Here is an 11912-nt window from a genome sequence, read left to right on the forward strand (position 1 = left end):
TTTAGTTCGCCTCCCAGTACGTATCGATCATATCCATGAAACGGTCAAACAGGTAATCCGAATCGTCCGGGCCCGGACGTGCTTCCGGGTGGTACTGGACGGAGAAGGCCGGGTAGTTCGTATGTTGGACGCCCTCGACGGAGCCGTCGTTTTGGTTGATGTGCGTCAGTTCCAGGCCCGTGCCTTCCAACGATTCCGGCACGACGACGTAGCCGTGGTTTTGCGACGTGATGTAGCAGCGGCCGTTCAGCAGGTCTTTGACCGGATGGTTGGCGCCGCGATGACCGAACTTCAGACGGTCGGTTTTCGCGCCGCACGCCAGCGAGATCAGTTGGTGGCCGAGGCAGATGCCGAAGACCGGCACTTTCGGCAGCAATTCGCGAACCGTTTCGATGATCTCGTGCAGATCGGCGGGGTCGCCGGGGCCGTTGGAGAGCATGACGCCGTGCGGTTCCCAGTTCAAAATCTCTTCGGCGGACGTATGCGCCGGGACGACCGTCACGTCGCAGCCGCGTGCGACCAAAGAGCGCAGCACGCCCGCTTTCATCCCGAAGTCCATCGCCACGATGCGGCGCTGTTCGCCCGGGCAGCGGTAGGTCGATTTCGTCGTCACTTGCGCGACTTGGTCGCGCGGCAGCAGGTTGTCGGTGTTCAGTTTCGCGACGTACTCTTCCACAGCGGTGTCAAGCGTCGTGATGACGCCCGCCATCGTGCCGCGCACGCGGATTTTTTTCGTGAGCATGCGGGTGTCGATGCCGTGGATGCCGAGGATGTTGTTGCGCTTCAAGTAGGCGTCGAGGTCGCCGCGGTTGCGCCAGTTGCTCGGGTGCTCTTCCCACTCGCGCACGACGAAGCCGCGCACATGCGGATGCGCCGATTCGATATCGTCGACGTTGACGCCGTAGTTGCCGATCAGCGGGTAGGTCATCGTGACGATCTGCCCGTAGTACGACGGGTCGGTCAGCACCTCTTGGTACCCGGTCATGCCGGTGTTAAACACAACTTCCCCAAACGATTCGCCCTCGGCTCCGAAAGCTTGTCCTTCAAAGACCGTTCCGTCTTCCAAAATCAATCTTGCGTTCATGGCTCCTCCACCCTTCTTATGCTTGGTACGTGATGCGGCCTTGATTTACGGTGAGAACCGTCCAGCCTTTGACTTGTTGGCCGGCAAACGGCGTGTTGCGGCCCTTGGAGTAGAACTCGTCCGGGTTGATCGTGCGCTCGGTGTTCAGGTCGACGACGGTAAGGTCGGCGAGTGCGCCTTCCGCGAGGCGGCCGCCGTTCAACTTGAAGACTTGCGCCGGGTTCGTTGCAAATTTTTGCACCAGCTCATGCAGGGGGAGCAGGTTGTTTTTTTCCACGAGTTCGGTGTAGAGAACCGGGAAGGCGAACTCCAAGCCGACGAACCCGAACGGTGCGGTGCGGAAGGGGCGTTTTTTCTCCTCTTCCATGTGCGGGGCGTGGTCGGTGGCGATCATGTCGATCGTGCCGTCGAGCAGCCCGCGCAGGCAGGCTTGACGGTCCGCTTCGGTGCGCAGCGGCGGGTTGACTTTCATGTTCGCGTCCGCCCCGTCCGTTGCGTCGATGATCGCTTCCGTCAACAGCAGGTGGTGCGGTGTGACTTCGGCGGTGACGTTAAGGCCCATCGATTTCGCCCAGCGGACCAGTTCCACCGACCAGGCATCGGAGATGTGGCAGACGTGCAGGTGCGCGCCCGTCTCTTGGGCGAGCAAGATGTCGCGGGCGATCATCGCGCTCTCGGCGAGGCCCGGGATGCCCGGCAAGCCGAGGCGCTTGGAGACGACGCCCTCGTTCATGCAGCCGTCCTTCGCGAGGTCTTCGTCTTCGGAGTGGATGACGACCGGCACGTCGAGGCTTGCGGCGACGCGCATCGCTTCCCGCATCATCGACGACGATTGCACGCCGACGCCGTCGTCGGAGATCGCCACCGCGCCGGCTTCGCGCAGAGCTTTGATGTCGGTCAGTTCCTCGCCTAGTTCGCTCTTGGTGATCGCGCCGTACGGGAGCACGGTGCAGAAGCCTTCCCGCTCCGCCGTTTCGATGACGAACTTCATCAACTCCGGCGTGTCGAGCACCGGGCGCGTGTTCGGCATGCACGCCACTTGGGTGTACCCGCCGCGGGCTGCTGCCTGGGAGCCGGTCGCGATCGTTTCTTTGCCTTCAAACCCCGGTTGACGCAGATGGACATGCATGTCGATAAAGCCCGGCAGGACGACATGGCCGCCCAAGTCGACCACCTCATGTGCATCCGCCTCAATCGAGTCCGCGATGCGGGTGATGTGTCTCCCCTCCACCAGCACGTCGCGGGCTTCCAGTTCTCCGTTCTCCAGATTCAAGACGCGGCCGCCTTTTAACAACAGACCCATTTCGATCTCCTCCTCAGGTGGTGTTTCTTCTCTAAAAAAACGCACTATTTCAGCAGGCTTTCCAACGCCGTCGTGTCGCGGCTGACCATGCCTTCTTCCAAGCAGTACGCCAGCAGCGCCATGCGGATGTAGACGCCGTTCTTCGCTTGGCGGAAGTATGCCGCGCGCGGGTCATCGTCGACTTCCGGCGCGATTTCGCCCGCTCTCGGGAGCGGATGCAAGATGATCGAGTTGGACTTCATCCGGTCGAGCAGCGGCGGGTCGATCTTGTAGACGCCGGCTGCCCGTTCGTAGTCTGACTGGGTCGGGAAGCGCTCTTTTTGAATGCGGGTCATGTAGAGGACGTCGACGATCTCGGCGACTTTTTCCAGATCGGTCTCTTCGAAGTACTCGACCCCTTTTTCGTCGAGGAACGCTTTGACTTTTTCCGGGATCGGGCAGGATTCCGGGGCGACGAAGTACAGTTTCACACCTTGATACTTTGCCAAGAGGTACGCCAGCGAATGCACCGTGCGCCCGTAGGTGAGGTCGCCGACCATCGCGACTTTCAGACCGTCGACGCGGCCGAGCTCTTTTTGAATCGTGTAGAGGTCGAGCAGCGATTGCGTCGGATGTTCGCCCGCGCCGTCCCCGGCGTTGATCACCGGCACCGTGGCGACTTTGGCGGCGCGCATCGCGGCGCCGACTTCGTTGTGGCGCATCACGATCACGTCGGCGTAGGACGAGATGACGCGAATCGAGTCTTCCAGCGTCTCGCCTTTGATCGCCGAGGAGAATTGAGCCGCGTTCTCGGTGGAGATCACCGTCCCGCCCAAGCGCATCATCGCCGATTCGAAGCTGAAGCGCGTCCGCGTGCTCGGCTCGAAGAACAACGCCGCCATGATCTTGCCGCCCAGCAGGTTCAGCCCGCCCTTGCGAGCGTTGAACTCCATGATCTCGGCGGTCTTGAACAATTCATCCAGCTGCTGACGGTCAAATTGGTGTGCACTCAACACATGATACATTCCCGGCAACCCCTCTCGTTTTTTCCGTAAAAAAAGACTCCATTCCACAAGGGAAGGGAGCCTGTACTCAAACAGACAGTGTTGCATCCTGTCTCTTCGAATGGCGACTCACCTTCCCAACCTCTCGGATTGAATTAAAGGTGATGACTTTGTATTAGTGCACAACCTTCTCCGACTGCTCTGCCGCGTCCCCCTCGTTCAACCCGCGCGGAAGCACGAGGTTGAGCAGGATGCCGGCAAACGTCGCCAAGGCCATGCCTTCGATCTGCAGATCGCCGATATGAACTTTCGCACCGCCCACGCCCAGCACGAGAATCACGCTGGAGATGATCAAGTTGCGCTTGTGATTGTAGTTGATGCCGCTCTCGACGAGCATCCGCAGGCCCGCCGACGCGATGATCCCGAACAGCAAGATCGAGATGCCGCCCATGACCGGGACGGGAATCGAGGAGATGATGGCGGAAAACTTGCCGATGAAGGAGAACAGGATCGCGAAGACGGCCGCTCCGGCGATGACGCGCACCGAGTAAACCCGGGTGATCGCCATGACGCCGATGTTTTCCCCGTACGTGGTGCTCGGCGGTCCGCCCAAGAGCCCCGCCAGCGCCGTGGCGACGCCGTCGCCGAGCATCGAGCGGTGCAAGCCCGGATTCTTCATCAAGTTGCGGCCGACGATGTTTTCCGTGACGAGCAGATGCCCGATATGTTCCGCGATCGTCACCAGCGCCACCGGTGCGATCAAGAGGGCCGCCGACCATGACGCTTTGGGCATCGTGAAGTCCGGCAGCGCAAACCAGGCTGCCTGGCTCACCGTGCTGAAATCAACCATCCCTTGAATCGCGGCGAACACAAACCCCCCGATGATCCCGAGCAAGATCGGAATCACGCCGAGGAACCCGCGGAAGAACGCGGAGGCGATGATCGCGATGATCAGAGCCACCGATGCGACCGTCCAGTCCTTGGACGCCATGTCGACCGCCGTACCGGCAAGGCCGAGGCCGATGACGATGACGATCGAGCCGACGACGACCGGCGGCAAGATGCGGTCCAGCCACTTCGTGCCGGCGTTTCGGATGATGGCGGCGACGATGATGTAGACGATACCGGAGAGGAGGCAACCAAACAGTGCCGCCGAGACGCCCTCCGCTTTGCTCACGGCGAGAATCGGCCCGATGAAGGCGAACGACGACCCGAGATACCCCGGAATCATGCCCTTCGTGAGCAAGATGTAGATCAGCGTCCCGATCCCGCTGGTCAAGAGTGCAATCGACGGGTTCAACCCGGTCAGAAACGGCACCAATACGGTGGAGCCGAACATCGCGAACAGATGTTGCAGCGACAGCGGGAGCGCTTCGCCCAGCGGCAGACGTTCATGGACGTCGACGATGCGTTGCGGTTTGGTCATGTTGTCTTCCTCCTTCAAGAAAAAAACCCTCTCCTGCCGACGCGGGAGAGGGTACACGCCGACCCTGTGCCGTCCGCCTGTGCCTAGACAGACGGACGGTGCTTGGGTCGAACCGTACACTCTTGCGCGCCTCACAGGACTCGTTTAAAGAGTGCTTCCGTTATTGTGTCTTACTTTGCGGGATCTGACTCGTTTTCGAAGATGATCACCGAGTCGACCGCGTCCGTTTCCTGCAGTTGCACCGCCACCACTTCGCTGCGCGAGGTGGGGACGTTTTTGCCGACAAAGTCCGGGCGGATCGGCAGTTCGCGGTGTCCGCGGTCGACCAGCACCGCCAGTTGGATCTGGCGCGGGCGGCCCATGTCGATCAGGGCGTCGAGCGCCGCTCGCACCGTGCGTCCGGTGTAGAGCACGTCGTCGACGAGCACCACATTGACGTCGTTGATCTCGCAGTCGATCTCCGAGCCGTGCACGACCGGTTGTTCCGTGCGCAGTTTCAAATCGTCGCGGTAGAGGGTGATGTCGAGCGAGCCGACGGGCAGCTTCACGCCTTCAAACTGCTCGATGCGCTCCGCCAAACGCTCGGCGATGTGAATCCCCCGCGTTTTGATTCCCACCAGCACCAAGTTCTCCGTGCCTTTGTTCTTCTCGACGATCTCGTGCGCGATGCGGGTCAGCGCCCGGCGCACGCCCTGTTCGTCCATCAACACCGTTTTCTCGATCAATGCCATCCCGACTCCCCCTTTCGCTACCCTTCCCTGAGTCCAACAAAAAAGGCTTCCTTCCCGCAGCGAGGGAAAGAAGCCTGTTCGGAAGGCGGGCACAGCATGCCTCTTCCAAAAAAGTCCGGACTCCTTACCGACCTCACAGGATCAGTTTAAAGGATACTGTTTTCAGTTCTCTTGCAGTCTACCAATCTCTTGCGCATTCGTCAAGCGTCATGTCGCAAAAAGTCGATCAGGTTTTGCAACTCCTCCGGCAAATCGGTGGAGAACTCCAAGTAATCGCCGGTGCGGGGGTGCACAAAGCCGAGCACTTGCGCGTGCAAAGCTTGGCCTTCGATGATGTCGCCGAAGCGGTTGCGTTTTTGGTTGCCGTACTTCGGGTCGCCGACGAGCGGGTGTCCGATAAAGTCCATGTGCACGCGAATTTGATGCGTGCGTCCGGTTTCCAGCTTCAACTCGACGACGGTGTGCTTCGGCAGGCGCTCCAGCACTTGAAAGTGCGTGATCGCTTCCCGACCGCCCTCGCGCAAGACCGCCTGCTGTTGGCGGTGCACCGGATGACGGCCGATCGGCGCGTCGACGGTGCCGAGGTCATGCTGGATCACGCCGTGCACGACAGCGACGTACTTGCGCGTGACGGTGTGCTCCTTGAGCTGTTCGGCGAGGTGGCGGTGCGCCACGTCGTTTTTGGCGGCCATCAAGAGGCCGGACGTGTCTTTGTCGATGCGGTGCACAATGCCCGGACGCACTTCTCCGTTGATGCCGGAGAGGTCTTTGCAATGGAACATCAGAGCGTTGACGAGCGTGCCGCTGTAGTGGCCCGCCGCCGGATGCACGACCATGCCGCGCGGCTTGTTGACGACGATCACGTCGGAATCCTCATAGCGCACGTCGAGCGGAATGTCTTCCGGTTCGATAGATGCGACTTCCGGCTCCGGCAGGGTCACGGAGACCACATCGCCGGTTTTCAGTTTATAGTTGGACTTGGTCTTGCGATCTTGCACCAAGACATGTTCTTGATCGATCAAGTCCTGCACTTGCGAACGGGACACATCGGGTATCCGCTCGGCGAGAAACTTGTCGACGCGCTCCCCGGCTTGCTCTTCTTCGACGGTCCACGAGAGGGATTCCAATTCGAGGTCTTCATGTTGTTGCTGCATGGGACTTCCTCCTACTTCTCCACGACTTTCTTGCTCTTGGGTTTAAACGATTCGATCAGGATCGCCAGCACGATCAACGCGACCGCCAAGTTGATGGCGATGTCGGCGACGTTAAAGATCGCAAACTGGACGAATTGCAGGTCGAAGAAATCGGTGACCACGCCAAACGCGATCCGGTCGATCATGTTGCCCAAGGCGCCGGCGACCAACAGCGCCACGCCAACCTCCATCAAGGGGCGGTTTTTCAATTCGCCCTTGCGACGGTAGTAGATGACCGCCGCCACGACGACGACCGACGACAGAATGAAAAACCACTGCTGCCCTTCGAGCATCGAAAAAGCGGCTCCTTGATTGCGCAACGAAGTCAAGTTGATCACGCCGTCGATCAGCGGAACGGACTGGCCGACCTCCAAGTGATGACGAACGTAGTATTTCACCCATTGGTCGATGCCAACCACAAGCGCGATGATGATGTAGAAATACATGCTGACACACCTCTCTAGGCGTACTTCCGAGCCTTTTTTAGCGTGCCAATTGTAGCATATCCAGGCAGGAGGTGACAAGTGGACAAAAAAAGGCCAACCGCGTGGCGGTTGGTCCCTTATTTACTAGACGTCGCGGCTGTCTCCCGCTTCCTCGAACGCGCGGCGGTACGGTTCGTTGCGCACGAAACCGGGCGCGACCGGGTTGCCGTGCATGTCGGCGATCAAGAAGCCCTCCAAGTCCTCCACATACCCGATGCGCTCGTCGGCGTCGATGTAGTTGTGTTGAACTTCGTTGCCCGTGTAGTCCGGGTTGTCTTCATTGGTGGTAGACGTCCCGAACACGGCGACTTTTTGCCACGCGTCCTCGCCGTCAAAGCCGTTGTAGTCTTCGTCGTTGTTGTCGAGGTCGCTGCGGCCAAAGCCCGGATAGAGGAAGTTTTCTTCCACCGGACGGTTTGCCTGCACTTCGCGTTCGTCCGCTTCTTCGCGGCAATCCACGCAGTAGTTGGCGGCGGGCTCCGCTTGCAAGCGCGCAAACGAAATTTCGGTGCCGCAATGTTGGCAGACGCCGTACGTGCCGTCTTCCATGCGCTCCATCGCGGCGTCGATTTCCGCCATGCGAATCGAGTCGTGTTCGCGCAGCGCCAAGTCTTTGCCGCGTTCAAACACTTCGGAACCGATGTCGCCCGGATGGTTGTCGTAGTTGGACAACTCATCGGTCGTTGTTTCCAGCGAGTCGTCCAGTCCATAGCCGTCGGTATGGTCGAGTCGATCGCGGATGTCGGACAATTCCTCTTCCAATTGCGAACGCAACTGCTTGAGTTGGGCATTCGTCAAAGTCATGAGAGAGTCCCCCTTCTCCTCGTGCTGTCTGGGTACGAGCTAGTAAGAAGACGTACGCAACTGCGCGTTGACGATTCGAACGAGATCCGCAATAAAATCTCCGATGATCGGGAGGTTCAAAACTGCAACTTTCTGCAGGATCCACAAAAGCAAGGCCGCAATGACCGTAAATCCGATCGCGATACCGACTCCCCGGGAGATTCCGCTGATCAAGTTGAGAAAGATCAGGCGTTTCGGACGTTGTATCAACTGCACGTACTCCGAAAAATTGGCGCGCTCCATTTGGATGGCCAAGCGCTGAATCTGACTGGAGAGAAATCGGGTTTCCTCCGGCAACTTGACATGGTCGTCATGAACCCTCTCCGAAGGTTCCCCGATCGGTTTCGGGTCGATCTTCCCGTGGTCTTCTTTACGCATCGTAACCCCTCCTGCTTGTGAGTATCATGCCCGTACAGAGGACACTCCAGTATGACAGTATTCGGTACGTGCACAGAATTGTCAAAGTTTCAAGAACCGCCGTGGTTGAGAGTCTCCCCTCAAGAGGTGTATCATGAAAAGACATGCTGCGTCAGACTCGGACATTTGACTCGGACTTATCTAGAGAGAGGAGCATCACCTTGCGTCGCCAAACTGTGCGCTCGCTGGCGTCGATCACGATTTGGATCGGCGGAGTGGAGCTCTTTGCCAGCTTTTTGTCGAAGATGATTTTTGACTATCGCATCCCCTACTCGGAAGTGTTTATCGGCCTGTTGATTCTCGGGCTTGTGAGTTGGGTGTTGACCACGTTATTTTATTGGAAGCAATAACAGATCAAAGACCAAGTTTCGTTTTGCGAAACTTGGTCTTTTTTCGTGGTTCTTTTTTGATGATTGGGCTCAGGTCACAGTTGCTTTTATCGCGTCCCCGAAGCGTGCGACCACGTTCGGATAGGCTTCTTCGAGATGAGAATACCAAGTGTTTGCCGCCCATTTCAGATTGTCGGCGTGCAACTCCAGTCTTGCTTGCAACGGTATGTCCAACAGCTTGCGGGCATGGGAGGCAAGCGATTGAATTTGTATCGGGGTCGCCGGTTTATGCGGGTCCGCCTTGAGGTCTGCTTCCCACTTCGCCAATTGTTTGAGCGCTTCCGGCTCGCCGTTGCTTTTCGGTTCTGCGCTGTAAGAGGCCATCTGAGAAGCTTGATGCGCTTCGACATAGGTCTGGATCAAAGTCGTAAGCAAGGAATGCCATTCTGAAACAGGACGCGGCGTTTTCAAGATCTCCTCCGGGGATTTCCACTCTGCGACACCGGATTTCTGGATCACGTCCCGCGCATACTGATTTCCGTCGCTGTCTTGCTCATAGATGTCGGCGACTTTCCAATAGAATTTTTCGTATACTTGCGCATACGTTCCTTTCGCGCTCTTGAGCGCGCTCATCGTCAAACTCCAAGCCACCGTGTGCGAACGCTGTTTCCCCGGATTGCCTTGTTCATATCCAAACTTCGTCGGCGGTCGATCGTTGTCTGACGCTTGAATGCCCGTGACTTTGAGTTTGTCAGCGGAGATGTCCTGTTCGCCTCCGGAGCGCAACGCCACGTTCACGGTGAACGTGGTCTCGTTTTTGGCGGGTACGTAGCGGGGGATCGATTCGATCTTCGCGTCCATTTCATCTGCGAGCGTTGGAGACTGAAATCGCTGTTTGGCTTCCTCGTACGCGGTCTTGCGCGCGTCATCTTTCAGAAGAGCCTCCATGATTTGCTCTCCCATCTGACCTGCCAACGTAGGAAACCCTTTGTACAATTGCTCCCGAAAGAGATAGAGAGAGTTGCCGAGGTCATCTGGTTTTTGCGATTGGGCGCTGAAGTCGATCAGTTTTTTCGCGGCGGCGATGATATGGTGCTTGGCTTTGTCGAGAGGGGGCAGTTTGTTCAGGTCCTCTTCAGACAATTCCTCCGCCTCGTCCTCAGAAGGATCTTCCTCCGGTTCCGCTTGTACTTCTTCCGCTTCTTCGTCCGGGTCTGTGTCCATTTCTTCCTCTATGCTCACCCGTTCAAACAGTTCCACGATTTCTCCCAATTTATCCAGCGTTTCCTCATCGTTCAAAATCGATTCCACCCGGTTCAATTTGCCCAGCGCGGACGCCTCGCCGCGGCCCTTGGCTTTTTTGTTGAAAGAAGCCATGCGGGCGGCTTGGTGGGCGCGTACGTAAGTCTGGACGATATGTGAGAGAATTTCGTTCCACTGGGAGATCGTGTACGAATCGGTCAGCAATTGTTGGAGGTTGTAATGCTGCATTTCGTTGATCAACATCTGGTAGGCATAGTCCGTTTTCACATACTGACCGTTCTTGTTCTTGACGGTGGAAGCACTCTCTCCCTCCCGCAGTTCATCCGCGTAAAACACCTTGGCGATGGATTGATAGAAATACTGTAACACGTCGGCCAGAGAACCGGCTTGCTTCTCCACGACGTCGATAAAAAACGACCAGGCGACGGAGTGGGACTTCTGGTGCTTGCCGCCGTTTGTGATCCCGAACTTCGTCGGGGGGCGGTCTTTGGCCGATGTCTTGATTCGCTCCACTTCGACTTCTTGCGGTTTGAACACTTGTTCCGCGCCTTCCTCCTCCAAGGATACATTCACGGAGAAGGACGATTTCATCTGCACAGGAGCGGACTCTGTTGGTGCACTCCTTTCTGATGCGGGTTCAGGGACGGGCTCCTCCGTTTTCCGGCTGTCCGCCAGACGGGCCCGTTGTGCTGCGACAAACCTGCTGGTCACCCGGTTGCCGTATACTTTCTGCATCTGCAACAAACGACTTCTTCCCGTTGAACCGCTTCCCGTACCGGAAGCGGATTGCGGGGCGGGACGTAAAGAAGCGTGCAAGGATACGTCCGTTTGTTTGGTAGAGGATTCATGTTCCATACCCAATCAATTCGACAAAAAAAGAGCCTCTCCTCTGCATGACTGCATGAGGAAAGGCTCTTCTCATCGCTCTCAATCTCATCGTACTCATTGAGCGAGTTGGTTGGTCGGAATGCAGGGATTCGAACCCTGGACCTCACGCTCCCGAAGCGTGCGCGCTACCAAGCTGCGCTACATTCCGATGGTGCCGGCAACAGGAATCGAACCCGCGACCTACTGATTACAAGTCAGTTGCTCTACCTACTGAGCTACACCGGCAAAATCGAACTGCAGAGACTGTTGTAAGCCACGTTTTGTTCCCCTGTGCTTCAGGCGGCTGATTAGACCTCGCACTACGGGTGGCAACCATCTATCTATCGACATGTGTCGATCCACTCTTCGGTTCCAGTACTACATTCCCTAGGAGCAGTTCCCCGACCATAATTTGGGTTTCTCGCAGATGGGGTTTACCTCGTTCCACCCTCCTCGTTTCCAAGGAGATTCGTCACTGTGGCACTTTCAGGGTAGTAGCAGCATATCCCGAAGGACGTAGCATGCGTTCCCCGCCGTCACCCCTCGCGGGGTGCCCTGGCTTATTGATTGGCCAGGCATCCGAACTCTGAGCATCTCAGCTCAGGCGAGCGTGGACTTTCCTCACGTCCGTCAAGCGGACGCGCGATCGCCGCACATGTCTCTGCAGACTTGCTATCAAGTTGTCGTGCACCGCTCATCGCGGCGACAAGTAGTATCTTATCACGCTCACGACTGCAATTCAACAGGATTCGGATGACAAACCGAAACAAATTCCGCTTCTGTACAGGATGACCATCAATAGAGACGGTCATACTGCTGAATTCATAGGTTTCCTTGCGTTTTGAGTCGGCCGTTTTTTCCGCTCTTGACGTTCTTCGGATACGCAAAAAGGCTCACTTCCCGAAGGAAATGAGCCTCTGCTTCGTTGGTCGGAATGCAGGGATTCGAACCCTGGACCTCACGCTCCCGAAGCGTGCGCGCTACCAAG

Annotated in this window: 11 protein-coding genes, 2 tRNA genes and 1 other RNA gene; 1 reads left to right on the plus strand and 13 read right to left on the minus strand. The window is 57.5% G+C overall.

Annotated elements, in window-relative coordinates; all coding sequences use genetic code 11:
- Position 1 precedes the first annotated feature (1 nt).
- The 9 genes from carA to EL26_RS26270 all read right to left on the minus strand — a co-directional run bounded on the left by carA (position 2) and on the right by EL26_RS26270 (position 8426).
- Positions 2–1084 (minus strand): glutamine-hydrolyzing carbamoyl-phosphate synthase small subunit, encoded by a 1083-nt coding sequence (gene carA / locus EL26_RS16980; protein ID WP_038091597.1) that lies wholly within the window; start codon positions 1082–1084, stop codon positions 2–4.
- Positions 1085–1100: 16 nt separating this feature from the next.
- Positions 1101–2387 carry a dihydroorotase gene (locus EL26_RS16985; protein WP_038091598.1) on the minus strand — a complete coding sequence of 429 codons (1287 nt, stop codon included), beginning with the start codon at positions 2385–2387 and terminating at the stop codon, positions 1101–1103.
- 44 nt (positions 2388–2431) lie between these two features.
- Positions 2432–3391: an aspartate carbamoyltransferase gene (pyrB, locus tag EL26_RS16990; protein WP_052036514.1), complete on the minus strand. Its 960-nt coding sequence runs from the start codon at positions 3389–3391 to the stop codon at positions 2432–2434.
- 154 nt (positions 3392–3545) lie between these two features.
- Positions 3546–4796 carry a uracil permease gene (gene uraA, locus EL26_RS16995; protein WP_038091600.1) on the minus strand — a complete coding sequence of 417 codons (1251 nt, stop codon included), beginning with the start codon at positions 4794–4796 and terminating at the stop codon, positions 3546–3548.
- 170 nt (positions 4797–4966) lie between these two features.
- Positions 4967–5521: a bifunctional pyr operon transcriptional regulator/uracil phosphoribosyltransferase PyrR gene (gene pyrR / locus EL26_RS17000; protein ID WP_038091648.1), complete on the minus strand. Its 555-nt coding sequence runs from the start codon at positions 5519–5521 to the stop codon at positions 4967–4969.
- A 206-nt stretch (positions 5522–5727) separates the two neighbouring features.
- The gene (locus EL26_RS17005) at positions 5728–6681 is read right to left on the minus strand and encodes an RluA family pseudouridine synthase (protein ID WP_038091602.1); all 954 of its coding nucleotides are present in this window, start codon (positions 6679–6681) and stop codon (positions 5728–5730) included.
- 11 nt (positions 6682–6692) lie between these two features.
- Entirely contained in the window at positions 6693–7166 is a 474-nt protein-coding gene (gene lspA / locus EL26_RS17010) for a signal peptidase II (RefSeq protein ID WP_038091604.1), read from the minus strand.
- A gap of 123 nt (positions 7167–7289) precedes the next feature.
- The gene (locus EL26_RS17015) at positions 7290–8009 is read right to left on the minus strand and encodes a TraR/DksA C4-type zinc finger protein (protein WP_038091607.1); all 720 of its coding nucleotides are present in this window, start codon (positions 8007–8009) and stop codon (positions 7290–7292) included.
- A gap of 39 nt (positions 8010–8048) precedes the next feature.
- Positions 8049–8426: a DUF5665 domain-containing protein gene (locus EL26_RS26270; RefSeq protein WP_238546139.1), complete on the minus strand. Its 378-nt coding sequence runs from the start codon at positions 8424–8426 to the stop codon at positions 8049–8051.
- 200 nt (positions 8427–8626) lie between these two features.
- Here EL26_RS26270 and EL26_RS17025 point away from each other — a divergent pair, with 200 nt between their 5' ends.
- Positions 8627–8815 carry a hypothetical protein gene (locus EL26_RS17025; RefSeq protein ID WP_038091609.1) on the plus strand — a complete coding sequence of 63 codons (189 nt, stop codon included), beginning with the start codon at positions 8627–8629 and terminating at the stop codon, positions 8813–8815.
- Positions 8816–8884: 69 nt separating this feature from the next.
- Here EL26_RS17025 and EL26_RS17030 read toward each other — a convergent pair whose 3' ends face one another.
- The 4 genes from EL26_RS17030 to rnpB form a co-directional block, all read right to left on the minus strand.
- Complete coding sequence (locus tag EL26_RS17030; RefSeq protein WP_152559301.1) at positions 8885–10654, minus strand: hypothetical protein; 1770 nt, start codon at positions 10652–10654, stop codon at positions 8885–8887.
- Between the two features lie 362 nt (positions 10655–11016).
- Positions 11017–11093 (minus strand) — tRNA-Pro (locus EL26_RS17035).
- 1 nt (position 11094) lies between these two features.
- A tRNA-Thr gene (locus EL26_RS17040) sits at positions 11095–11170 on the minus strand.
- Between the two features lie 19 nt (positions 11171–11189).
- An RNA gene (rnpB, locus tag EL26_RS24670) (RNase P RNA component class B) lies at positions 11190–11583 on the minus strand.
- Positions 11584–11912: the final 329 nt, after the last annotated feature.

The sequence above is a fragment of the Tumebacillus flagellatus genome (genome assembly GCF_000714935.1).
Classification (GTDB): domain Bacteria; phylum Bacillota; class Bacilli; order Tumebacillales; family Tumebacillaceae; genus Tumebacillus; species Tumebacillus flagellatus.